At 66.9% G+C, this 24,713-nt stretch carries 19 protein-coding genes; 13 read left to right on the forward strand and 6 right to left on the reverse strand.

What is annotated here, in order from left to right; genetic code table 11:
- Positions 1 to 14: 14 nt before the first annotated feature.
- A complete protein-coding gene (locus tag CFB39_RS35860) occupies positions 15 to 590 on the forward strand; it encodes a hypothetical protein (protein ID WP_089476570.1) in 576 nt (191 codons plus the stop codon).
- Between the two features lie 75 nt (positions 591 to 665).
- Here the strand turns inward: CFB39_RS35860 and CFB39_RS35865 are convergent, their stop codons facing one another.
- Positions 666 to 1,364: a TetR/AcrR family transcriptional regulator gene (locus tag CFB39_RS35865; protein WP_089476571.1), complete on the reverse strand. Its 699-nt coding sequence runs from the start codon at positions 1,362 to 1,364 to the stop codon at positions 666 to 668.
- Positions 1,365 to 1,719: 355 nt separating this feature from the next.
- On the opposite strand from CFB39_RS35865, the gene CFB39_RS35870 reads away from it, so the two are divergent.
- The 8 genes from CFB39_RS35870 to CFB39_RS35905 all read left to right on the forward strand — a co-directional run bounded on the left by CFB39_RS35870 (position 1,720) and on the right by CFB39_RS35905 (position 12,427).
- Entirely contained in the window at positions 1,720 to 3,000 is a 1,281-nt protein-coding gene (locus CFB39_RS35870; protein WP_089476572.1) for a Zn-dependent hydrolase, read from the forward strand.
- A gap of 135 nt (positions 3,001 to 3,135) precedes the next feature.
- On the forward strand, positions 3,136 to 4,473 hold the full coding sequence (locus CFB39_RS35875) for an NAD(P)-dependent oxidoreductase (RefSeq protein ID WP_089476573.1): 1,338 nt from the start codon (positions 3,136 to 3,138) through the stop codon (positions 4,471 to 4,473).
- 64 nt (positions 4,474 to 4,537) lie between these two features.
- Positions 4,538 to 5,854 carry an NAD-dependent dihydropyrimidine dehydrogenase subunit PreA gene (preA, locus tag CFB39_RS35880; protein ID WP_089476574.1) on the forward strand — a complete coding sequence of 439 codons (1,317 nt, stop codon included), beginning with the start codon at positions 4,538 to 4,540 and terminating at the stop codon, positions 5,852 to 5,854.
- 100 nt (positions 5,855 to 5,954) lie between these two features.
- Positions 5,955 to 7,463 (forward strand): NCS1 family nucleobase:cation symporter-1, encoded by a 1,509-nt coding sequence (locus tag CFB39_RS35885; RefSeq protein WP_089476575.1) that lies wholly within the window; start codon positions 5,955 to 5,957, stop codon positions 7,461 to 7,463.
- Between the two features lie 34 nt (positions 7,464 to 7,497).
- A complete protein-coding gene (gene hydA, locus CFB39_RS35890; RefSeq protein ID WP_089476576.1) occupies positions 7,498 to 8,955 on the forward strand; it encodes a dihydropyrimidinase in 1,458 nt (485 codons plus the stop codon).
- A gap of 338 nt (positions 8,956 to 9,293) precedes the next feature.
- Positions 9,294 to 10,568 (forward strand): NupC/NupG family nucleoside CNT transporter, encoded by a 1,275-nt coding sequence (locus CFB39_RS35895; RefSeq protein ID WP_089430073.1) that lies wholly within the window; start codon positions 9,294 to 9,296, stop codon positions 10,566 to 10,568.
- A 38-nt stretch (positions 10,569 to 10,606) separates the two neighbouring features.
- Complete coding sequence (gene deoA / locus CFB39_RS35900) at positions 10,607 to 11,923, forward strand: thymidine phosphorylase (protein WP_089476577.1); 1,317 nt, start codon at positions 10,607 to 10,609, stop codon at positions 11,921 to 11,923.
- Between the two features lie 114 nt (positions 11,924 to 12,037).
- Positions 12,038 to 12,427, forward strand: coding sequence for a cytidine deaminase (locus CFB39_RS35905; protein WP_089476578.1), 390 nt, complete (start codon positions 12,038 to 12,040; stop codon positions 12,425 to 12,427).
- Positions 12,428 to 12,461: 34 nt separating this feature from the next.
- On the opposite strand, the gene CFB39_RS35910 is transcribed toward CFB39_RS35905, so the two are convergent.
- The 5 genes from CFB39_RS35910 to CFB39_RS35930 all read right to left on the reverse strand — a co-directional run bounded on the left by CFB39_RS35910 (position 12,462) and on the right by CFB39_RS35930 (position 18,177).
- Positions 12,462 to 13,577 carry an aromatic ring-hydroxylating dioxygenase subunit alpha gene (locus CFB39_RS35910; protein ID WP_089476579.1) on the reverse strand — a complete coding sequence of 372 codons (1,116 nt, stop codon included), beginning with the start codon at positions 13,575 to 13,577 and terminating at the stop codon, positions 12,462 to 12,464.
- Between the two features lie 250 nt (positions 13,578 to 13,827).
- Entirely contained in the window at positions 13,828 to 14,523 is a 696-nt protein-coding gene (gene msrA / locus CFB39_RS35915) for a peptide-methionine (S)-S-oxide reductase MsrA (protein WP_089476580.1), read from the reverse strand.
- A 123-nt stretch (positions 14,524 to 14,646) separates the two neighbouring features.
- Positions 14,647 to 16,524 carry a cytochrome c biogenesis protein DipZ gene (locus CFB39_RS35920; RefSeq protein WP_089476581.1) on the reverse strand — a complete coding sequence of 626 codons (1,878 nt, stop codon included), beginning with the start codon at positions 16,522 to 16,524 and terminating at the stop codon, positions 14,647 to 14,649.
- Between the two features lie 37 nt (positions 16,525 to 16,561).
- Positions 16,562 to 17,092: a peptide-methionine (R)-S-oxide reductase MsrB gene (gene msrB / locus CFB39_RS35925; protein WP_089476582.1), complete on the reverse strand. Its 531-nt coding sequence runs from the start codon at positions 17,090 to 17,092 to the stop codon at positions 16,562 to 16,564.
- A 359-nt stretch (positions 17,093 to 17,451) separates the two neighbouring features.
- Entirely contained in the window at positions 17,452 to 18,177 is a 726-nt protein-coding gene (locus tag CFB39_RS35930) for a TetR/AcrR family transcriptional regulator (protein ID WP_089476583.1), read from the reverse strand.
- A gap of 155 nt (positions 18,178 to 18,332) precedes the next feature.
- Between CFB39_RS35930 and CFB39_RS35935 the strand changes: the two genes are divergently transcribed.
- The 4 genes from CFB39_RS35935 to CFB39_RS35950 all read left to right on the forward strand — a co-directional run bounded on the left by CFB39_RS35935 (position 18,333) and on the right by CFB39_RS35950 (position 24,540).
- Entirely contained in the window at positions 18,333 to 19,196 is an 864-nt protein-coding gene (locus tag CFB39_RS35935) for an alpha/beta fold hydrolase (RefSeq protein ID WP_089476584.1), read from the forward strand.
- 504 nt (positions 19,197 to 19,700) lie between these two features.
- Positions 19,701 to 22,394 carry an aminopeptidase N gene (pepN, locus tag CFB39_RS35940; RefSeq protein ID WP_089476585.1) on the forward strand — a complete coding sequence of 898 codons (2,694 nt, stop codon included), beginning with the start codon at positions 19,701 to 19,703 and terminating at the stop codon, positions 22,392 to 22,394.
- Between the two features lie 637 nt (positions 22,395 to 23,031).
- Positions 23,032 to 23,523 (forward strand): RNA polymerase sigma factor, encoded by a 492-nt coding sequence (locus CFB39_RS35945; RefSeq protein WP_089459803.1) that lies wholly within the window; start codon positions 23,032 to 23,034, stop codon positions 23,521 to 23,523.
- A gap of 42 nt (positions 23,524 to 23,565) precedes the next feature.
- On the forward strand, positions 23,566 to 24,540 hold the full coding sequence (locus tag CFB39_RS35950; RefSeq protein ID WP_089476586.1) for a FecR family protein: 975 nt from the start codon (positions 23,566 to 23,568) through the stop codon (positions 24,538 to 24,540).
- Positions 24,541 to 24,713 lie beyond the last annotated feature (173 nt).

Genomic DNA, 24,713 nt, shown 5'->3' on the forward strand with positions numbered 1-24,713 from the left:
CTTCGAGAGACGACATGTTGCAACAACCGAAACGCATTCGCCGGTGGGCGTGGACGATGTGCGCGGGCCTGAGCCTGGGCGGGGCCGCACAGGCCGCGGACAATTGCCGGATGCATACCGGGCACGCACAACTCGACTACGGTGCCCAGTACCGGCAAACCATTCTGGGGCAGCCCGCATCGCCCTTCGGATACTCGTTGGGAAAACGCCTCGTGTCGGTGAGCATCTTCTGCAAGGAGCCGGTGCGCATGGCGATTTTCCTTCGCGGCGATGCGCTCGACGACGGCGCGTTTCGCTTCGGTCAGCAGGGCGTGCTTTCCGTGACAGCCGGCGACGCCAATCTGGATGGCAGGTCCGTTGCATTGGGCCGTGTCGAGCATGCCGGTCAGCAACCGTCGGAGCCGGCCGGCAGAGTCGGCTTGCATCCGCGCTCGGGCGTTGTCGTCTTGGCGCACGGCGTGCCGGAGGCGGGGAGCCGGTTGAGTTTGCAACTGGAACTGGAACCCGTGATTCCGCGCAGCGCGGTCGACGTCGTCAACAGCGAATCGCACTGGTCCAGCAGCCATGCGCTGGAGCTGGTTCCGTTCTGAAGGCAACCGACCGGCGAGCTTTTCCGTGACGGCGCAGCGATGAGCCGCGCAGCGGCGCGGTGCGCGCTATAGCGCTCATTCCGATCGCTTCGCCTCCGGCGACACCGCCCCGCATGCGCGAATCACGAGCTGCACGACCTGCTCGGTCTTCTCGTCGTACGCCTTCTGCGTGAACGTGCGCTTGCCGCTCAGCGCGCGGATCTGCGCGTCGAAATCCGCGTAGTGCTGCGTGGTTGACCAGATCAGATACATCAGCGCATGCGCGTCGATCGGCGCGAGCAGCCCGCGCGCGATCCAGCCGTCGATGACCTTCACGCGCGTATCGAACCACGGCTTCACGCGTTCCGACAGGATGTCCTGCATGTGCTCCGCACCGTGGATGATCTCGTTGGCCCAGACCTTCGAGCCGAGCGGGCGCCGCCGCGACAGCGCCATCTTCGCGCGCACGTAGGCACCGATCGCTTCGACGGGATCATCGTCGGCCTCGAACGAACCGGCCGCGCGATGCCAGTCCTCGAACAGGTCGTCGAGCACGCGGCGGTACAGCGCAAGCTTCGTCGGGAAGTAGTAATGCAGGTTGGCTTTCGGCAGGCCGGCACGCTCCGCGATCATCGCGGTACTCGCGCCGTCGAGCCCGCGTTCCGCGAACACGGCCTCCGCGCAGGCGAGCAGATGCGCTTCGTTGGACTCGCGGATGTGCGCCTTGCGTCGCCGCAAAGGCGCGTGCGTTTCGTCGCTGTCGGTGGCTGCGGTTGCCGCCTGGTCATGTCTCATCGTTGCCCTCGCGCGGCGGGCATGCCGCGTTGGGCTTCATTCTAGCCGCTGATTCGCATCGAACGCACGCGTGCCGATCTCGCGCAGTCATCGCCATGCTGCGTTGCGATGGCACGTTTCTCGCTCCATTCATTCACGCAAGAAAGAGATTGATTTGGTCATTTTGATCGTCTAAAACCTGTCCAATCGGACAGGATTCGACGAGCGGCAGAAACCTTTCGGCCCGATTCGTCGGACGATCTTCGCGAACGACCGGGCATGCACCGCGCTTGGGCGGCGTTGCCCCGAAACAGGCATGACACGCACCGGCACAGACCGGGCTGACGACATCACCGACCCCACAGGAGCGATACGAATGAACGCGGTATCGGAAACAGTGAAGCGGGCAGCTTTCGACACGTCGATCAAGGTCGACGGCAAGCGGTTGTGGGACAGCCTGATGGAAGTCGCGAAGATCGGCGCGACGCCGAAGGGCGGCGTGTGCCGCCTCGCGCTGACCGATCTCGACAAGGCCGGCCGCGACCTGATCGTCGGCTGGGCGAAGGCCGCCGGCTGCACGGTGACGGTCGATACGATGGGCAACGTGTTCATGCGCCGCGCGGGCCGCGTGGCCGATGCGGCGCCGGTCGTCACGGGCTCGCATGCGGATTCGCAGCCGACGGGCGGCCGCTTCGACGGCATCTACGGTGTGCTCGGTGGCCTCGAGGTGATTCGCAGTCTCAACGATCACGGCATCGAGACCGAGCATCCGGTCGAGGTCGTGATCTGGACCAACGAGGAAGGCTCGCGCTTCGCGCCCGCGATGGTTGCGTCGGGCGTGTTCGCGGGCGTGTTTTCGCTCGAATACGGGCTGTCGCGCAAGGACGTGGATGGCAAGACGATCGGCGAGGAGCTGGCGCGGATCGGCTACGCGGGCGACGTGCCGTGCGGCGGACGCAAGCTGCACGCGGCGTTCGAACTGCATATCGAGCAGGGGCCGATTCTCGAAGCGGAATGCAAGACGATCGGCGTCGTGACCGACGCGCAGGGGCAGCGCTGGTACGAGGTCACGTTCACCGGCCAGGAAGCGCACGCGGGGCCCACGCCGATGCCGCGGCGCCGCGATGCGCTGCTCGGCGCGTCGCGCGTGGTCGATCTCGTCAACCGGATCGGCCTCGATCATGCGCCGTTCGGCTGCGCGACGGTCGGCATGATGCAGGTCTACCCGAACTCGCGCAACGTGATTCCGGGCCGCGTGTTCTTCACCGTCGATTTCCGTCATCCGGACGACGCGGTGCTCGCGAAGATGGATGCTGCGTTGCGCGACGGCGTGGCGCGCATCGCCGGCGAGATCGGGCTCGAAACCCAGCTCGAGCAGATCTTCTATTACAAGCCGGTCGCGTTCGACGCGGCCTGTGTGGAAGCGGTGCGCAGCGCGGCCGACCGCTTCGGCTTCTCGCATCGCGACATCGTGTCCGGTGCCGGCCACGACGCGTGCTACCTCGCGCAGGTCGCGCCGACGTCGATGGTGTTCGTGCCGTGTGTCGACGGCATCAGCCACAACGAGATCGAGGACGCGACGCCCGCGTGGATCGAGGCCGGCGCGAACGTGCTGCTGCACGCGATGCTGTCGCGCGCATGCGAACCGGCTTCATGACGCCGCGACCTTAACCGCCGGCAGGCTGCTCGATGCCTGACAGCCTGACCGTAGCATGCCTAACAACGACCGCCCCGACTGTGCATTCGCAGCCGGCGGGGACGGCTTTGTCTCCACCCAGTCGAAGGAACGCGTATGACCACCCAGCCAACCGGCGATATCGCCGCGCATCGCCTGTCGTCCACGCAACTCTCGTGCGAATTCGCCGACATCGCGCCGCTGCTCGATCCGACTGCCGCGGCGGCGGCGGCCAGCCGCTGCCACTACTGCTACGACGCGCCGTGCGTGCAGGCCTGCCCGACGCAGATCGACATCCCGAGCTTCATCCGCAAGATCGGCAACGGCAACCTGAAGGGTGCCGCGACCGACATCCTGTCGGCGAATCCGCTGGGCGGGATGTGTGCCCGCGTGTGTCCGACCGAGATCCTGTGCGAGGGCGCATGCGTGCGCAACCACCAGGATGCGCAGCCCGTCGCGATCGGCGCGCTGCAGCGGCATGCGACTGACTGGGCGATGGAGACCGGCGCGGTGCGCTTCACGCGCGCGCCGGACACGGGGCGCCAGGTCGCGGTGGTCGGCGCGGGGCCGGCCGGGCTCGCATGCGCGCACCGGCTCGCGCTCGCCGGGCACCGCGTTACGCTGTTCGACGCACGCCCGAAGGGCGGCGGCCTCAACGAATACGGGATCGCCGCGTACAAGACCGTCGACGATTTCGCGCAGCGTGAAGTCGAGTGGCTGCTGTCGGTGGGCGGCATCACGTTGCAAACCGGCGTCGCGCTGGGCCGCGACATCACGCTCGACGCGCTGCGCGAGCAGCACGACGCGGTGTTTCTCGCGATGGGCCTCGGCGGCGTGCGTGCGCTGTCGATCGACGGCGAGCAACTGAACGGCGTGATGAACGCGGTCGATTTCATCGTGCAGGTGCGGCAGACCGATGCGCTGGAGAACGTGGCGGTCGGGCGGCGCGTGGTCGTGATCGGCGGCGGCAATACGGCCATCGATGCGGCGGTGCAGAGCCGCAAGCTCGGCGCCGAGCGCGTGACGATGGTGTACCGGCGCGGCGTGGAGGCGATGAGCGCGACGTGGGCGGAGCGCGAGTTCGCGCAGAAGAGCGGCGTCACGCTCGTCACGCATGCGAAGCCGGTGCGCATGGCGGGCGAGAACGGGCAGGTGACGGGCGTCGAGTTCGAGGCGGCATCGGGCGAGCGTTTCACCGTCGATGCGGACATGGTGCTGAAGGCGATCGGCCAGACGCTGGTGCCGGACGCCCTCGACGCCGCGCTGCTGACGGCGGACGGCACGCGCATCGCGGTGGACGCCGACGGGCGCACCGCATGGCCCGACGTGTGGGCCGGCGGCGACTGCGCGGCGACGGGCGGCGTCGACCTCACGGTGCAGGCCGTGCAGGACGGCAAGCGCGCGGCCGCGTCGATCGACGCCACGCTCGCGCAGCGCGACGCGAAGGCCGCGTGAGCGCGCCACGCGCGTCACGCACCACGAGCACAACCAACACGACCCCACTCTCACGGAGCCGACCATGGCCGACCTTCGCTGCACCATCGCGGGCATCACTTCGCCGAACCCCTTCTGGCTGGCGTCCGCGCCGCCGACCGACAAGGCCTACAACGTGAACCGCGCGTTCGAGGCGGGTTGGGGCGGCGTCGTGTGGAAGACGCTCGGGCTCGATCCGCACGTCGTCAACGTCAGTTCGCGCTATGGCGCGGTGCAGTGGAACGGCCAGCGCATCGCGGGGCTGAACAACATCGAGCTGATCACCGACCGTCCGCTCGACGTGAACCTGAGAGAGATCGCGCAGGTGAAGCGCGACTGGCCGGACCGCGCGCTGATCGTGTCGCTGATGGTGCCGTGCAACGAGCGCGACTGGAAATGGATCCTGCCGCTCGTCGAGGACACGGGCGCCGACGCGGTCGAGCTGAACTTCGGCTGTCCGCACGGGATGAGCGAGCGCGGGATGGGCGCGGCGGTCGGACAGGTCCCCGAATATGTGGAGATGGTCACGCGCTGGGTGAAGGAGGGCACGAAGCTGCCGTGCCTCGTGAAGCTCACGCCGAACATCAGCGACATCCGGATGGGCTCGCGTGCCGCGTACAAGGGCGGCGCGGACGGCGTGTCGCTGATCAACACGATCAACTCGATCGTCGCGGTCGATCTCGACCACATGGCGCCGATGCCGATGGTCGACGGCAAGGGCACGCACGGCGGCTACTGCGGCCCGGCGGTCAAGCCGATCGCATTGAACATGGTCGCGGAGATCGCGCGCGACCCGGAAACGCCGAACCTGCCGATCTCGGGCATCGGCGGCATCTCGTCATGGCGCGACGCGGCGGAGTTCATGGTGCTCGGCGCCGGCAGCGTGCAGGTGTGCACCGCCGCGATGCATTACGGATTCCGGATCGTGTCGGACCTGGCCGACGGATTGTCGAACTGGATGGACGAGAAGGGCTACGCGACGCTCGACGACATCCGCGGCCGCGCGGTGCCGAACGTGACCGACTGGAAATACCTGAACCTGAAGTACGACATCAAGGCGCGCATCGACCAGGACCGCTGCATCCAGTGCGGGCTGTGCCATATCGCGTGCGAGGACACGTCGCACCAGGCGATCACCGCGACGAAGGACGGCGTGCGCCACTTCGAAGTGGTCGATTCGGAATGCGTCGGGTGCAATCTTTGCATGCATGTGTGTCCGGTCGAGCAATGCATCACGATGGAGCGTGTCGATTCGGGCGACTACGCGAACTGGACCACGCATCCGAACAATCCGGCAAGCGCGGACGCGGGGGCGAGTGCAGGCGCGGCGGCACCCGAGAAGCACGCGAAGAAGGCTGCTTGACGGCGTCCGGCGAGGCAGGTCATCCTGCATTGTCGCCTTTCGTTCCACCCGGGCCGGCATCGGTTGATGCCGGCGCTGACGTTTTAGTGGAGTGCGTTCGATGAATCACGCAGCGAATCCCGCCGATCCCGACAGCGCCGCGGCGCAGGGCGGCAGCCTGTACAACGACGACCTCGCGCCGACGACGCCGGCGCAGCGCACGTGGAAGTGGTATCACTTCGCGGCGCTGTGGGTCGGGATGGTGATGAACATCGCGTCGTACATGCTGGCGGCCGGGTTGATCCAGGAAGGCATGTCGCCGTGGCAGGCGGTGATGACCGTGCTGCTCGGCAACCTGATCGTGCTCGTGCCGATGCTGCTGATCGGCCATGCGGGCGCGAAGCACGGGATTCCTTACGCGGTGCTCGTGCGCGCGTCGTTCGGCACGCAGGGCGCGAAGCTGCCGGCGCTGTTGCGGGCGATCGTCGCGTGCGGCTGGTACGGGATCCAGACCTGGCTCGGCGGCAGCGCGATCTATACGCTGCTGAACATCCTGACCGGCAACGCACTGCACGGCGCGGTGCTGCCGGTCGTCGGCATCGGGTTCGGGCAGCTCGCGTGCTTCCTCGTGTTCTGGGCGCTGCAGCTCTACTTCATCTGGCACGGCACCGATTCGATCCGCTGGCTCGAGAGCTGGTCCGCGCCGATCAAGGTCGTGATGTGCGTGGCGCTCGTGTGGTGGGCGACGTCGAAGGCGGGCGGCTTCGGCACGATGCTGTCGGCGCCGTCGCAGTTCGCCGCGGGCGGCAAGAAGGCCGGGCTGTTCTGGGCGACCTTCTGGCCGGGGCTGACCGCGATGGTCGGCTTCTGGGCGACGCTCGCGCTGAACATTCCTGACTTCACGCGCTTCGCGCATTCGCAGCGCGACCAGATGATCGGGCAGTCGATCGGGCTGCCGTTGCCGATGGCGCTGCTGTCGGTGGTGTCGGTCGTCGTGACGTCGGCGACCGTCGTGATCTACGGCAACGCGATCTGGGATCCGATCGACCTGACGAGCCGGATGACGGGCATCGGCGTGGGCATCGCGCTCGTGATCCTCACGCTCGACACGATGTGCTGCAACCTCGCCGCGAATCTCGTCGGCCCAGCCTACGACTTCTCGAGCCTGTGGCCGAAGGCGATCTCGTACCGCACGGGCGGGATGATCACCGCGACGATCGCGATCGTGATGATGCCGTGGAAGATCCTCGCGACGACGGACGGCTACATCTTCACCTGGCTCGTCGGCTATTCGGCGCTGCTCGGGCCGGTGGCGGGGATCCTGATGGTCGACTACTTCCTGATTCGCGGCACGCGGCTCGACACGCGCGCGCTGTTCGACGAGCGCGGCGGCTTCAGCTACGCGCGCGGCTGGAACCCGGCCGCGCTGGCCGCGCTCGCGGTCGGCGTGCTGCCGAACCTGCCCGGCTTCCTGCATACGGCCTTTCCGGCGTCGTTTCCGAACGTGCCGGCATTCTTCAACACGCTTTATACGTACGCGTGGTTCGTCGGCCTCGTGCTGGCGTCATGCGTGTACGGCACCTGGATGAAGTGGCGCGCCGGACAGCACGCGCAGATCGCGCGCGCCTGATGCGGCACCCGACAGTCAACGAGGAGGCAACCCCATGGCAATCCTGATTCGTGGCGGCACCGTAGTCGATGCGGACAGATCCTATCGCGCGGACGTGCTCTGCGCAGCGCCGGAGGACGGCGGCACGATCCTGCAGATCGCCGAGCAGATCGACGCGCCGGCCGGCGCGACCGTCGTCGATGCGCACGGCCAGTACGTGATGCCGGGCGGTATCGATCCGCATACGCACATGGAGCTGCCGTTCATGGGCACGACCGCGAGCGACGATTTCTACTCGGGCACGGCCGCCGGGCTCGCGGGCGGCACGACGAGCATCATCGACTTCGTGATTCCGAGCCCGAAGCAGCCGTTGATGGATGCGTTCCATGCGTGGCGCGGCTGGGCCGAGAAGGCCGCGGCCGACTACGGCTTCCACGTGGCCGTGACGTGGTGGGACGAGAGCGTGCACCGCGACATGGGCACGCTCGTGCGCGAACACGGCGTGTCGAGCTTCAAGCACTTCATGGCGTACAAGAACGCGATCATGGCCGACGACGAGGTGCTCGTGAACAGCTTCTCGCGAGCGCTCGAACTCGGCGCGTTGCCGACCGTGCACGCGGAGAACGGCGAGCTCGTGTTCCAGTTGCAGAAGGCGCTGCTCGCACGCGGGATGACGGGGCCGGAGGCGCATCCGCTGTCGCGGCCGCCGGAGGTCGAGGGCGAGGCCGCGAACCGCGCGATCCGCATCGCGCAGGTGCTCGGCGTGCCGGTGTATATCGTGCATGTGTCCGCGAAGGACGCGGTCGATGCGATCACCAAAGCGCGCAGCGAAGGGCTGCGCGTGTTCGGCGAGGTGCTGCCGGGCCACCTGGTGATCGACGAGGCCGTCTATCGCGATCCGGACTGGACGCGTGCGGCCGCGCACGTGATGAGCCCGCCGTTCCGCTCGGCCGAGCACCGCGAGGCACTGTGGCACGGGCTGCAGGCGGGGCAGTTGCATACGACGGCAACCGACCACTGCGTGTTCTGCGCATCGCAGAAGGCGATGGGCCGCGACGACTTCACGAAGATCCCGAACGGCTGCGGCGGTGTCGAGGATCGCATGTCGGTGCTGTGGCATCACGGCGTGAACCATGGCCGCATCACGCCGAACGAGTTCGTGCGGATCACGTCGACGAACGCCGCGCAGATCTTCAACCTGTATCCGCGCAAGGGCGCAGTGCAGGTGGGCGCCGATGCCGATCTCGTCGTGTGGGACCCGGCCGCGACCAAGACGATCTCGGTGAAGACCCATCATCAGCAGGTCGACTTCAACGTGTTCGAGGGGATGACGGTGCAGGGCGTCGCGACGCACACGCTCACGCGCGGCGCACTTGCGTGGGCCGACGGCGATCTGCGCGCCGTGCGCGGCGCGGGCCGCTATCTGAAGCGCCCGCCGGCGGCGAGTTACTACGAGGCCGCGCGGATCGCGAACCGGTTGCGCGAACCGCATCCGGTCGAGCGCGCCGGTTGAGCGTTGCGTGTCGCGCGGGGCGTGCCGGTTGGAACGGCACGCCCCGTGCATGTTTGAATGTGCTTTCCCAGTCATGCCGGCACCGCGCCGGCTTTCTCTCCGCATCCCGCCGATTCTCTCAATATTTGGGATGAATTGGGCGCGGTCTCGTCTTTCCGATCCTCAGGTACATAGAACAACTGAGCAAGTCGACGCAACACGCGATGTCGCGCAAATGCGACCATTTTGTTTGCGTTGTCGACGTGCATACCGGCGAGTAATATCCACCGACGGCGTTGCGCAGGCGTGCCGGGCCGCCCGCCGAACAGTCCAATAACATTGAGAGCAAGGAGTACGAGGTGGATATTCTGCGCAGTCTCCTGGGTATGCTGTTCCTGCTGCTGGTTGCCTATCTGCTGTCGAACAACCGGCGCGCGGTGAGCGGCCGGACTCTGATCGCCGCGCTGTGCACGCAGCTGGCGATCGGTGCGCTGGTGCTGTTCGTGCCGGTGGGCCGTGCGGTGCTGGCGGGCGCCGCGAACGGCGTCAATCGCGTGCTCGACATGGGCAATCACGGCATCGCATTCGTATTCGGCGGGCTCGTCGACAGCCGGATGTTCCAGCTGTTCGGCGACGGCGGGTTCGTGTTCGGCCTGCGCGTGCTGCCGATGATCATCTTCGTGACCGCGCTGATCGCGGTGCTGTACTACATCGGCGTGATGAAGTGGATCGTCGCGATCCTCGGCGCGGCGCTCGCGAAAGTGCTCGGCGTGAGCCGCATCGAGGCGTGCTCGGCGGTGGCGACGATCTTTCTCGGGCAAAGCGAAATGCCCGCGCTCGTGAAGCCGTTCGTGCGGAACATGACGAGCGCCGAGATCTTCACGGTGATGGCGAGCGGCATGGCGTCGGTCGCGGGTTCGGTGCTGGTCGGCTACGCGGGCCTCGGCGTGCGGATGGAATACCTGCTCGCCGCGTCGTTCATGGCGGTGCCGGGCGGGCTGCTGTTCGGCAAGCTGCTGTATCCGACGGTCGAGCCGAGCCGCGTCGTGGTCGACGGGCTCGACTTCGACGACAAGCGGGCCGCCAACGTGATCGAGGCGGCGGCGTCCGGCGCGTCGGTCGGGCTGCGAATCGCGATCAACGTCGGCGCGATGCTGATCGCGTTCGTGGGGCTCATCGCGCTGATGAACCTGATCGTCGGCGGCGTGGCCGCGTTCGCGGGCTTTCCGCAAATCACGCTGGTCGGTATCATCGGCCACCTGTTCGCGCCGCTCGCGTGGATCATCGGCGTGCCGTGGCACGACGCGGCGCTGGCCGGCAACTTCATCGGCGAGAAGCTGATCTTCAACGAGTTCGTCGCGTATGGCGACCTGTCGCCGTACCTGAAGGGCGGCGAGCACGTCGCGGCCGCCGGCCTGCAGGTGCTCGACCCAAAGACGCTCGCGATCGTGTCGTTCGCGCTGTGCGGTTTCGCGAACTTCTCGTCGATCGCGATTCTCGCGGGCGGCTTCAGCGCGGTCGCGCCCGAGCGCCGCTCGGAAGTCGCGCGGCACGGCCTGCGCGCATTGACGGCCGCGACGCTGTCGAACCTGATGAGCGCCGCGATCGCCGGCCTGTTCTTTTCCCTGCATTGAGCCCGCAGCGGCCACCGACCGATCGAGGAGAGGCAACGATGTTCTTACCGCAGGAATTCATTCGCCGGAAGCGCGACGGGCAGCCGCTCGATCGCGACGGGATCGCCGCGTTCGTGCGCGGCGTGACCGACGGCAGCGTGACCGAGGGCCAGGTGGCCGCGTTCGCGATGGCCGTGTATTTCAACGACCTGAGCACCGACGAACGCGTCGCGCTGACGCTCGCGCAGCGCGACTCGGGCGACGTGCTCGACTGGCGCGTGCTGGATCTCGACGGGCCGGTGATCGACAAGCATTCGACCGGTGGCGTCGGCGATGTCGTGTCGCTGATGCTCGGGCCGATGGTGGCAGCGTGCGGCGGCTACGTGCCGATGATCTCGGGGCGCGGGCTCGGCCACACCGGCGGCACGCTCGACAAGCTCAGCGCGATTCCCGGTTACAACGTGAAGCCCGACACGGACGCGTTTCGCCGCACGGTGCGCGACGTCGGCGTTGCGATCATCGGGCAGACCGCGCGGCTGGCGCCGGCCGACATGCGCATCTATGCGATTCGCGACGTGACGGCGACCGTCGAGTCGGTCGCGATGATCACCGCGTCGATCCTGTCGAAGAAGCTCGCGGCCGGGCTCGACGGGCTCGTGATGGACGTCAAGGTCGGCTCCGGCGCATTCATGCCGACCTCCGAGAAATCGGCGGAGCTGGCGCGCAGCATCGTCGACGTCGGCAACGGCGCCGGCATGAAGACGACCGCGATCCTCACCGACATGAACCAGTCGCTCGCGCCGTGCGCGGGCAATGCGCTCGAAGTGGTGTGCGCGATCGACTACCTGACGGGCAAGTCGCGTCCGGCGCGCCTGCATGAGGTCACGATGGCGCTTTCCGCTGAGCTGCTCGTCACCGGTGGGCTGGCACGTGACGTCGCAGACGCGCGCGCGAAGTTGCAGCATGCACTCGATACGGGTGCGGCAGCGGAACGCTTCGCGAGAATGGTCACGGCGCTCGGCGGCCCCGCGGATCTGATCGATGCGCCCGCACGCCATCTCGCGCGGGCGCAGGTGATCGTGCCGGTACCGGCGCGCACGAGCGGCGTGGTGCAGCGGGTCGATTGCCGCGCGCTCGGGCTGGCGGTCGTCGCGCTCGGCGGTGGCCGCACGCGCGCGGCGGATGCGATCGACTATAGCGTCGGCCTGACGGCGCTCGCGGAGATCGGGCAGCGTGTCGGGGCCGGCGAGCCGCTCGGCTACGTGCATGCCCGCGACGCAGCAGCCGCCGCGCACGCGGTGGACGCAATCCAGCGCAGCTACGTGCTGGGCGAAACCGGTGATGCGCCGCCGACCGTTTATCAGCAGATCGGCTGACCAAGCGCCGGTACGGGCACAGGCGATCACTTCACTTCACGTCACGGGTGTATCGCGACGGTCGGGGTTTGGCCGCGCCGATACCTCCCCGCACACAATCGAGGCTACGACGAGATGGAACGAAACGAACTGATCGAAGCGGCGAAGGCGGCGCGCGAACGCGCGTATGCGCCGTATTCGCGCTTCAAGGTCGGCGCGGCGCTGCAGGCGCGCGACGGGACGGTTTTTCACGGCTGCAATGTCGAGAACGCGTCCTACGGACTCTGCAATTGTGCGGAACGCACGGCGATGTTTTCGGCCATCGCCGCCGGTTATCGTCCGGGGGATTTCACGCGGCTCGCAGTCGTGGGCGACACGGACGGCCCGATCGCGCCGTGCGGCGCGTGCCGCCAGGTGATCATCGAGATCGGCACGCCCGACATCGAAGTGATCCTGGCCAACCTGAAAGGGGCCGTCGAGGTCACGACGGCCCATGCTTTGCTGCCGGGCGCGTTCCGGTTGTAACGGCGCGCGCTTCTCAGGTCACGCGCCGCACGCATCACGCGCCGTCGCGTGCGTCGCGGATCGGGATCACCGTGCGCGCGCCGCATTGGCGCAGCAGGTCGCGCAGCTCGTTGATGACCGGAAACACCTCGTGGTTCCAGTCGGCGCCCTGACGGTCGTGCGCTTCCTGCTCGCGCTCGACGATCCAGCGATCCTCGCGGAAGATCCGCTCGGTGAACCAGACGAGCAACGGCCACGCGAGATCGAGCGCGAACGGGATGCCGGGCTTGTGGATCGACAGCAGCCCGAACGTGCGGTTGGTACGCTGCTCGGCGTCGAGCGGCACGTAGACGATCCACAGGTCCATCACGAGCGTGCCTTCGCTCGAGCGGATCTGCAGCGTCTGGTACGGGTAGCCGGTGCGCACCGTCATCACGCTCTTGTCGGACTGGTCGGCCGGCTTCTTGCTGGCGCCGAACACGAGCGCTTCGCCCACCGGCTGCTTGCCTTCCATCCGCGCGAACGTGTAGTCGACCTCGACCCAGTCGTCGCCGCGGCGCCGGCCCACCGAGCGCGCGCGCATCTGCCCCATCTGCTTGCGATGCAGGAACTGATGGTTCATGTCCATCAGGTTCTCGTGCATGAACGAGTAGTGGCACTTGACCTCGCGGCCGAAGCGGCGCGTCTTGTATGCGCGGTTGTCCGCCGATTCGAGCGCGGGGAACGGCCGGGTGTCGGCGAGCGTCGCATCGCCCGGGAACACGAAGATCAGCCCGTGCGCTTCGCGGCACGGATACGCGCGCACGCCGTTGGGCAGCCGCTCGCGGCCGAGGTACGGCACGTCGACGCAGCGGCCGCTGTCGCACGCGTAGGTCCAGCCGTGATAGCAGCAGCGCAGCGTCTCGCCGCTCACGACGCCCGCGTGCAGCGGCACCTGGCGGTGCGCGCAACGATCCTCGAGCGCATACACGGCGCCGGATTCGGTGCGCACGAGCACGATCGGATCGCCGGCGAAGCGCACGCCGAGCGTCTTGCCGCGTTTCAGCTCGCGCGACCACGCGAGCGGGTACCAGTGATCGGGGTGAATCGGCACGCGGCGCAGGTCGCGCACGGCCGCGCCGGAAGAGGGTTCTACAAGGGTGCCGCTGTCAGGAATGGGCACTGCGCGCATGCGTGACGTCTCCTGGCTGAACTGGGATTCCGGGCGCCGCATGATGCGGCGGGGATCTGGAGAAGTCTACGCGAAGTTGCGTGCCGCGGCGGACGCGATGCGGGTTTGCCCCGGCACGGCGGCCGCGGTTTCGTTGATGCAGCCCAAACCGGGTCGAAGGCGGCGCGCTTTTGGGTGGCCGCACAGGCCCGGACGGTGCGGCAGGCACCACGCCGTCACCCCGTCACCCCGTCACGCGGCCGCTTGCCGGTCACGAGCGCGCATCGCGCCACAGTACCGCGTCGGTGCGGTACAGCGCCGGGAAGTGCTGCTTCAGCCCGGTGATCTTCGGCATGTCGTTGTACGCGATGTACGGCGCGTCGGGGTGCAGTTCGAGGTAGTTCTGGTGATACGCCTCGGCCGGGTAGAACCCCTTGTAGTCCTCGACGCGCGTGACGACGGGCGCCGGAAACACGTGCGCGGTGCCGAGCTGCGCGATGTAGGCGGTCGCGACCGCGCGTTGCTGCGCGGTGGTCGGGAAGATCGCCGACCGGTACTGCGACCCTTCGTCGGGGCCCTGCCGGTTGAGCTCGGTCGGATCGTGCGCGACCGAGAAGAACACCTGCAGCAGCCTGCCGTACGTGATCTGGGTCGGGTCGTAGACGATGCGAACCGATTCCGCGTGCCCGGTCAGCCCCGAGCCGACGAGCGCGTAGTGCGCGGTTTCGGACGCGCCGCCTGCATAGCCGGCCGTGACCTGCTTCACGCCCTTCACGTGCTCGAACACGCCCTGCACGCCCCAGAAGCAGCCGCCGGCGAGCACGGCCGTCTCGTCGTGCGATGCGCCGGGCGTTTCGTCGAGCGTCGGCGCGGGCACGGTGCGCATCGGCTCGGCGGAATTGACGATGCGCTGGTAGCCGAACACGGCGGCGGCCGCGACGGCGATGGCGCCGATGCGGCGCAGCATCGCCGTGCGCCGTTGCGGCGCGGGACCGCGGGGAGAGGTGGTGTTCACGGTGTGCTCCTTCGAAAGGCGGTAGGGGAAGCGGGTGGCCCGGACGCGGCGCCGGTGCGCCGCATCCTGCCGGGATCAGCCGAACGTGAACGCATACGCATTCACGCCGGGATCGAGAAACTCGATCGAGAACGTACGGTCGGCGATCGCGCCGGGCTGCCGGACCAGCTGGTACAGGCGCTGCCCGGTCACGGTGCCGTAGCCTTGCGCATCGACGTCGCTGCCGTGCGCGGCACCGGGCGCCGCGCCGTCGAGCGTCACGCGGAAGCGCACCGGCTTGCCGTCCTCGCCGGGGCCGAGCACCAGGTGCAGGTCGCGTGCATGGAAGCGGTAGACGATGCGGCCGGCCGGCGCCGCGAGCGTCGCGCGTTCGGCGCCGACCTGCCACGTGCCGGCGAGGCCCCAGTCGTTCAGATCGGGCCGGGCCGGCTCGGCGTAGTGGTATGCCGCGTCGCGGACCACACCGCCCGGCGACATGAAGTCCTCGGCGCGTGCGTAGCCGACGTAGGTCTCGGGCGAGCGGACGTCCGCGCTGTCGGCCGCGGCGAGCGCCCCCTTCGCGGGCGCACCGGCGAGCCCGATCGGCACGTTCAGCGCTTCCGGATGGCCGGCCTCGGCGAGCAGCGACTGGATCGCGCGCTCCGATTCCGCGTATTCGCCTTCGCCGAAGTGGTGGCGGCGCACGCGCCCCTGCGCGTCGACGAAGTAGTGCGCGGGCCAGTATTCGTTGTTGAACGCGCGCCAGATCGTGAAGCGGTTGTCGATCGCGACCGGGAAGTCGATGCCGAGGTCGTGCACGGCCTTCTTCACGTTGCCGATGTCGCGCTCGAACGCGAACTCCGGCGCGTGCACGCCGATCACGACGAGCCCGTACGGCGCGTACTTGCGTGCCCACGCGGTCGTGTAAGGCAGCGTGCGCAGGCAGTTGATGCACGAATACGTCCAGAAATCGACCAGCACGACCTTGCCGCGCAGGCTGGCCGCCGTCAGCGGCGGCGAGTTCAGCCACTGCACCGCGCCGTCGAGCGACGGCAGCGTGCCTTCGACGGGCAGTGCGGCAGCCGCATGCGTCGTATCCACCGCGCGCATCATCGCGCCGCCGGCGATCGCCCCGCCGTTGGCCTGGGTGCGATCGGCCGCCGCGGCCATCATCGCGCCGCCGTTCGTGTTGCCGGCGGCGTTGCCGGTCGCGGCCATCGCCGCCGGTGCGCCCGGTGCGCCGTTCGAACGCCCGCCGAGCCGGTCGACGAGCTTCGTCTCGAGCCCGCCCGTCGTGACGGTCGACAGCTGCGCGAGCGCACCCGTATCGAGGCCGAGCGCGATCGCGCCCACGCCGGCCAGCAGCGCCACGCCGATCCCGCGCTTGATCCATTCGCCGGCGCCGAGCGAGCGTTTCATCGCGGCGAACACCTTGCCGCCGATCACGAGCGCGACGCCGAGCGACGTTGCCGCGCCGGCCGCATACGCGACCAGCAGCAGCGTCGTGCCGACGCTGGCGCCGCGCAGCGCGGCCCCGGTCAGCACGAGCCCGAGGATCGGGCCCGCGCACGGCGCCCACAGCAGGCCGGTCGCGACGCCGAGCAGCAGCGACGACGCGGGGCCGGCCGGGCGGCCGTCGCGTTGCGCGAAGCCGGTGAGCCGGTTGCCGGCGGCGACGAGCGGGCGCGTCAGGTGTTCCGCGAGGCGCGGCATCAGCAAGGTCAAGCCGAAGATCGCGAGCAGCACGATCGCGACCCAGCGGCCGGCCTGATTGGCCTGCGCGACCCAGCCGCCGCCGACGGCCGCGAGCGTCGCGACGACGGCAAACGTGAGCGCCATGCCGACGAGCAGCGGCAGGCCGCTGCGGACGAACGGCTGGTCGGCGCGCGCGAACACGAACGGCAGCACGGGCAGGATGCACGGGCTCAGGATCGTGAGCACGCCGCCGAGGTAGGCAAGGACGATGAGCAGCATGGTGCGTTCTCCAGTCGGTCGGGAGTTCGGGGCCGGATCAGGCGGCGGCGGGGTGGAAGGTGAGCGCGAGGCCGTTCATGCAGTAGCGCAGGCCGGTGGGTTGCGGGCCGTCGTCGAACACGTGGCCGAGATGGCCGCCGCAGCGGCGGCAGTGCACTTCGGTGCGGACCATCCCGAACGATGCGTCGGTGTTCGTGGCGACCGCGTGGTCGAGCGGTTTCCAGAAGCTCGGCCAGCCCGTATGGCTGTCGAACTTGGTGGCCGACGAGAACAGTGGGAGCGCGCAGCCGGCGCACGCGAACGTGCCTTGCCGGTGCTCGTCGTTCAGCGGGCTGGTGTACGGCCGCTCGGTGCCGGCCTCGCGCAGGACCGAGTACTGGGCGGGCGTGAGCCGGCGATGCCATTCGGCGTCGCTGAGCGTGACTTCAAAAGGGGCGGCCGTCTGCGGGGCGGCCGGCGATGCGGCGAACGCACGGCCGACCAGCGCGCGGCGGCCGACGGACGATAGCGTCGCGAGCACGGCGAGGCCGGTGGCGCCGGCGAACAGCAGATGTCTGCGGGTGGGCATGATGGGCTCCTGGCGGCAGGTCCTGAAAACATGCGCCCATCGTAGTCAGCGGCCGGTGTCGAAGTCCTCACGGAAAGTTAAATGAATTGTGAAGGTTGGGGTGGTTCGGCGAGGTGCGTCGGAATCCGTCGAAGCTCCAATCGGCAAGGGCCTTCGAGGGGCGAGCCGCCGGTGCTTGCTGAGCACCGGTTCGCGCCGCGTTTTTTAGTGTTTTTCTAGTGTTCGTCGAGCGTGGCGGCCGCTGGACGAATTCCGACCGGCCACCATCAACACGTCTCTGAACGGCCGTTTGGCTGGTGAGTACCTCGATGCGTGGTCCGCCAAACATCGTGACGGTCGAGGACGACCTGATTGGCCTGTTAGGGGCGGTGTGGCGGCGCTTGTCGAATTCCGGTGCGCAACTGCGCCTGCATCCTTGCATGCCCGCGTTCGAGCAGCGACGTATCGGGCGTTTCGATTGGCGGTAATTCCGCCTTGACCAACATCTCCGCCTCAAGCCGCTCGACGTCCAGCGCACGCAGAATTGCGGCGACCACCGGCTCCGGAACGACGTTTTGAGGGCCTTCATTGGTGATTCTGAGGATCGTCGCGAGCGCGGTTCCGGCGATCACGTCGAGCGCGGTGCCGACGCCGACATGGGTGAAACGCCCCAGTGCCAGACCCTGCTCGATATGCGGCGGCAGGAACACGTAGATCAGGCTGCTCGGCCCCGCGGAATGCAGGCCGGCCGCGCAAATGAAGCGCGCCAGCAGCGGATACGCGCGCGCCGCGTGCAGGAACATGCGCACACCACACGCGATGCGGAGCGCCGGATCCTCATAACCGTGGACTTCCGCTTCGATCAAACGCAGCAACTCGTCGTTCAGTTCCTGCGTCACCGCCGCGAGCAGATCCTCGTTGGTGCGGAAGTATTTGTAGAACGTGCCCTGCGACACGTCTGCGGCTGCAATGACGTCCTGGATGACGCTTGCGCCGACTCCCTTTTCTGCGAACACGAGCATCGCGCTTTCGATCAGGCGGGCGCGCATGCGTTCGCGTCGCTCCGCCGCGACGCGGGTCCGATGGTCAACGGTCGTTTCATTCATGGCGGGAATTATACGGCGACGCAACAGACGCTCCGGCTGGCTAGGTGAAGACGAGTATATTGTCATGATGACAAATATCTCATTATTAAAACAAGCAAGCCTGATCAACCGTCTGGAGCGACTCCGCCGTGAATGCCCCGTTCATGACTCACGCAATGACTCAACGCACCGTTCGAGTCGGTGCGCGAACCATTTCCTTTACCGAAGCGGGCGAGGGCCCGGTGGTGCTCATGCCCCACGGCTGCGGTCCCGGCGCTTCCGGCATGTCCAATTACGCGCGCAATGTCGGTGCGCTCGCGTGCGTCCACCGGGTCGTCGTGCCCGACATGCCCGGCTATGGCAAATCGACGAAGGGCCTGGATCGCGGTGACCCGTTCGGCGACCTGGCCGCGAGCATGCTCGGGATGCTCGATGCGCTGCGTATCGAGCGCGCGCACATCCTCGGCAACTCGCTGGGTGGCGCCTGCGCGTTGCGCATGGCGATCGAGCGGCCGGCAGCGGTCGGCCGTCTCGTGCTGATGGGGCCCGGCGGCGTGGACACGACGCGTGGGTTGCCGACGCCCGGCCTCAAGCGTCTGCTGAATTACTACAAGGGCGAAGGCCCGACATTGCAAAAGCTTGCGACGTTCATCCGGGGCGACCTTGTCTACGACGGCAGCCTTGTATCCGATGCGACGCTCCAGGAGCGCTTTCAGTCCAGCATCGACCCGGAGGTCGTCGCCAGCCCGCCATTGCTCGGCCCCAAGGGCATTCCGCAATTCAGGAAACTCGACTTCACGCGCGATCCGCGTCTGGCCGGCGTGCAAAACCCGACGCTCGTGTTGTGGGGAACGGAGGACAAGGTCAATCGACCGAGCGGTGCCCGCTCGCTGCAGCGGCGCATGCCGAACTGCGACGTGCATCTGTTCAGCAAGACCGGTCACTGGGTGCAGTGGGAGCGCGCTGACGAATTCAACGCGATGGTGGTGGCATTTCTGGCCGAAGACAGCGCCGACGCGCTTGACTTCCGCCGTGTTTGAGCCGGAGCGCGCCGCCATGCCGACGGCGGACATCCAAGCCCACCAGCGATACATCGTGCCGTACGAAACCTGGCTTCAAAGCATGCGGATCGTGCCGCGGGCATGAGGGCGCCCGACGACACTATGGCCCGGCTTCCGAGCCGGTTTTTTGTGTCTGGCGGCAGCTCGGGGTAACTGCGCACGGCTGTAGGGGCGTTTGGGTTTGTGAAGGGGCCGTCTGCGGCATTCAATAGTTTCAGTCAATGGAATGGCGGTTGCGAATCCGAATTTCCAATTGAATGCGACTGGTCCAATGGCCGTTCTGAATCGTCTTAAGCAATTCGGAACACGCATCGAATGTGCGAGCACGGCGCGAGTGCGTTTCGCGCGCGGCGCGATCTTCAGGTGCGTGAAGGTCCGATCAGGCGTCGCGATTTCGCGATGACCGCTTGATCGTTCCTGGCGCATCAGCCCAAGCCGATGCGAGCAATGTCAGAGCGAGAAACCCTTTCCTGAAGTATGACCATGGCTGAAAACATCGCCCAAACCGTGATCCGCCGCGCCGACTACACGCCGCCGGCCTTCCTCATCGATTCCGTCGCGCTCGAATTCGATCTCGCGCCGGCCCGCACGATCGTCAGGAATACGATGCGCGTGCGCCGCAATCCGGACGCCGCGCCCGCGCCGCACCTGGAGCTGATGGGCGAAGCGCTCGAATTCCTCGGCGCCTGGCTGGATGGCGCGCCGCATGGCGCCGTGCGTGCGCACGAACACGGGCTGACGGTCGAGAACGTGCCCGAAGCGTTCGAGCTGACGCTCGAAAGCGCATGCGCACCCGACCAGAATACGACGCTGTCGGGCCTCTATGTGTCGAGCGGCAACTTCTTCACGCAGTGCGAAGCCGAAGGTTTCCGCCGCATCACCTACTTCCTCGATCGCCCCGACGTGATGGCGTCGTATACGGTGACGCTGCGCGCCGACAAGGCCGCGTACCCGGTGCTGCTGTCGAACGGCAACCTCGTCGATTCCGGCGACCTGCCCGACGGCCGCCACTTCGCGAAGTGGGAAGACCCGTTCCGCAAACCGAGCTACCTGTTCGCGCTGGTCGCGGGCAAGCTCGTCGCGATCGAGGAAACGATCACGAGCGGCTCGGGCAAGGAAAAGCTGCTGCAGGTGTGGGTCGAGCCTGCCGACCTCGACAAGACGCGTCATGCGATGGACTCGCTGATCCACTCGATCCGCTGGGACGAGAAGCGCTTCGGCCTCGAGCTCGATCTCGACCGCTTCATGATCGTCGCGGTCGGCGACTTCAACATGGGCGCGATGGAGAACAAGGGGCTCAACATCTTCAACACGAAGTACGTGCTGGCGAACCCCGAGACCGCGACCGATACCGACTTCGCGAACATCGAATCGGTGGTCGGCCACGAGTACTTCCACAACTGGACCGGCAACCGCGTGACCTGCCGCGACTGGTTCCAGCTGAGCCTGAAGGAAGGCCTGACGGTGTTCCGCGACCAGGAATTCTCGGCCGACATGGCCGCGGGCGACGACCTCGAATCGGCGGCCCGCGCGGTCAAGCGCATCGAGGACGTGCGCGTGCTGCGCCAGCTGCAGTTCGCCGAGGACGCGGGCCCGATGGCGCACCCGGTGCGCCCGGAAAGCTACGTCGAGATCAACAACTTCTACACGATGACGGTCTACGAGAAAGGCTCGGAAGTCGTGCGGATGTACCAGACGCTGTTCGGCCGCGACGGCTTCCGCAAGGGGATGGACCTGTACTTCAAGCGCCACGACGGGCACGCCGTGACCTGCGACGATTTCCGTCACGCCATGGCCGACGCGAACGGGCGCGACCTCGCGCAGTTCGAGCGCTGGTACAGCCAGGCGGGCACCCCGCGCGTGTCGGTGCGCACCGCGTACGACGCGGCCGCGCGCCGCTACACGGTGACGCTCGCGCAGGGCTACGGCGACGGGTCGCCGGCCGCGCGCGAAACGCAGCAAGGGCCGCTGCTGATCCCGTTCGCGATCGGCCTGATCGGCCGCGACGGCCGCGACCTGCCGCTGCGTCTCGACGGCGAAACCGCCGCCGCAGGCACGACGCGCGTGCTCGACTTCACCGACACCGAGCAGACCTTCACGTTCGTCGACGTGCCGGAACAGCCGCTGCCGTCGCTGCTGCGCAATTTCTCTTCGCCGGTGATCGTCGAGTACGACTACAGCGACGACGACCTCGCGTTCCTGCTCGCGCACGACAGCGATCCGTTCAACCGCTGGGAAGCCGGCCAGCGCCTCGCGACCCGCGCGCTGCTGACGCTCGCCGCGCGTGCGGCCGCGAACGAGCCGCTCACGCTCGGCGAGAACTTCGTTGCCGCATTCCGCCGCGTGCTGACCGACGCGACGCTGTCGCCGGCATTCCGTGAACTCGCGCTGACGCTGCCGTCGGAAACCTACCTCGCCGACCAGATGGCGGAAGCCGATCCGGCCGCCGTGCATCGCGCACGCCAGTTCGTGCGCCGCCAGCTCGCTACCGCGCTGCGCGCGGAGTGGCTCGCCGCCTACGAGCAGCACCAGACGCCCGGCGCCTACGAACCGACGCCGGAGGCCTCCGGCCGCCGTGCGCTGAAGAACCTCGCGCTCGCGTATCTCGCCGAACTCGAGGATCCGGCCGATGCGGTGCGCCTCGCGACCGCGCAATACGATGCGGCGAACAACATGACCGATCGCGCGGCAGCGCTCGGCGCGCTGCTGTCCGCCGCGGCCGCCGGCACGACCGAACCGGCCGAGCGCGCGCTCGACGATTTCTATCGTCGCTTCGAGAAGGAAGCGCTCGTGATCGACAAGTGGTTCGCGATGCAGGCGGCACAACGCGGCACGCCCGCGCAGCCGACGCTCGCGAAGGTCCGCAAGCTGCTCGCGCACCCGGCGTTCAACCTGAAGAATCCGAACCGCGCCCGCTCGCTGATCTTCAGCTTCTGCGCGGCCAACCCCGCGCAATTCCATGCGGCGGACGGCTCGGGTTACGCGTTCTGGGCGGAACAGGTGCTCGCGCTCGACGCGATCAACCCGCAGGTCGCGGCGCGCCTCGCCCGCTCGCTCGAACTGTGGCGCCGCTTCACGCCGGCGCTGCGCGACCGGATGCGCGAAGCGCTCGAGCAGGTCGCCGCCGGCGCGAAATCGCGTGACGTGCGCGAGATCGTCGAGAAGGCGTTGGCTTGACGGTTGGACGCGTCGGCGATTTCAATTGATCCGGTGGTGCGGGATTCCATGCGTCTTGCAGATAGATGGCCAATGCCGAAGGCGGCGGTCACGTATCTGCCAATCATGTGCGGAGCATTTGTCACCGAATGGATTCTTCCTTGACGGAAAACGCCGGCGCCCCCGCATCGCTCGCGACAGACGTGCCGCAATGTCGGACAGCTCCGCTCTGTATTGCCGACGCAATCACGTGGTCATACTAATTTTAATTCGGAAGATTTCAATTCGTATGTCGAATTTATCGATGTAACGACGACGCGATTCAGAATAAAAATACTTTCCATATTTCTTTCGCGAGATCGTGCCGCTTATCGAGGGGGTTTTCTTTGTGCGCGTGTCAGAAGTCGCTGCGCCGGGATTTATGCGTTCCTAATTCGTCATATTAAGTGAAACGTAAGATCTCGGCGGGCGGTAGGAAATTATGTCTCGACAAAAGTTAAAAGCGCCCAAAAAAAGAAATTCATTCTAAATTGGCGTCGCTATGATGATGTCATCTTAGGGGCGAACGCTTGAAATTGATTTGGTCAGATCACGGCGCGGCAGCCGGTCAATTCTTACGATCTCCATGTATCGCTGGATGTGGGACGGAGCAACGCAAATGGCTAGCTTTATCGATGATCTCTTGCGGGGCTACGCCGACCTCCGCCGTGTTCTCACCCGGGAGTTGAGCGCTGACGATGCCGCCGATATTGCGCAGTCGTCCTTCGAGCAGGTGCTCCGCTATGCGGGGCAGCGCCCGGTTGAATCGCCGGCCGGCCTGCTGTTCGCCATCTCGCGCAACCAGCAGATCGATTCCGCTCGACGCAGGAAGCGTGTACCGCACCAGTCGCTCGACGACGTCGACGGACTCGTCGACCAGTTGCCCGTATCCGAACTGACGCCGGAGCGACGCTATGCTGCGCGTCAGCGGATGGAGATTCTCGGCAAGGCGCTGGATGCGTTGCCACCCCGTTGCAGGGAGGCATTCGTGTTGTGCAAGTTGCACGGTCTTTCGTATGACGAGACTGCGCAGGAGATGGGAATCAGCACGACCGTCGTGCGCAAGTACCTGGTTCAGGCGATGAAAGAATGCAGAATCGCCTTGCTGTAGAATGAATCATTCGATTCGCTACGGATTGTGCCATTTTCAACGATGACATGGACCGAGTCGCAAAAGGACGAGGCTGACGAACTCCTCGTAACGATCAATTTTGGTCGGGGCGAGGAGCGAACCCTTGCGCGTGCTGCGCTCCAGCGCTGGGCTGGAGACGATCCGAAACGTCTGGCGTATATCGCCGAGCATATGAGCGTCGACCGAGAGGTTGACACTTTCGTGCACGAACTGCGCGGTCGCTACAGGCGTCATCTTTCGCCCTCCCGGGAAGCAGTTGTGCGACGCGCGCCGAGATGGCCCGCAATCGCGAGTGCAATCGGTTTCGGTGCGTGTGCATTCGCAGTGGCCGCATGGGCGGTCAATCCGGTACTGTCGGAGCAGCGTTTTTCGTCGGCTATCGGTGAGCAGGTCGACGCCGCTCTGGATGACGGCAGCCACGTGCGCCTCAATACCGCTACGTCGATACAGTTCGTCAATCGGCTCCGGTCTCGGGAAGTGACGATGCTGGAAGGCGAGGCGCTCTATGCCGTCAAGCACGACTCCCTGCGTCCTTTTCATGTGATTGCCGGCGCGACCGATATCCGCGATGTCGGCACGCGCTTTTCCGTACGCGTTCGTCCCGCCGATGTGGACGTCGCGGTACTGGAAGGGCGCGTCGAGCTGTCGCTCCGCTCGGGCGGCCCTGTCGTCGATCTCGACGCGAACGAAGCGGCGAGGGCAACCGGAACGCAGATCGTCGAAGTATCCGACAGTCAGGAATTCGACGCGATGGTGAGCTGGAAGGATCGGCGCCTGCAATTCGACGGCACGCCGCTGTCCGGCGTCGTACACGAATTGCAGCGCTACCGGGTCGCCCGCATCGTGCTTGCGGATAACGTCGCGGCGCGGTTTCGCGTGACGGGCGGGTTTTCAATTTCGGATCCCGATGTTTTGCTGAGATCGTTGCCCATGGTCGCCCCCGTGACGGTGAAGTTTCAGCCGGACGGGACAGCCGTGATCGCATCGCGTCGATAGCGCCGCTTCCGCGTGTTGCTGCTGCCGTCAATGTTCGCACCTGACGAGGCGACGCCGGCGTTACACGTCCTCGTATAACGAAAACGCCGAAGAATTCTTTCGCGCTGGCAAGGAGCCAGCTGTCCATCGGTCGGTCCTGGTCTGCGGTCGTCGCACCGCCCGGTGCGCCCGAG

Origin of the sequence: Burkholderia sp. AU6039 (assembly GCF_002223365.1) — a bacterium.
In the GTDB taxonomy this organism is placed as follows: domain Bacteria; phylum Pseudomonadota; class Gammaproteobacteria; order Burkholderiales; family Burkholderiaceae; genus Burkholderia.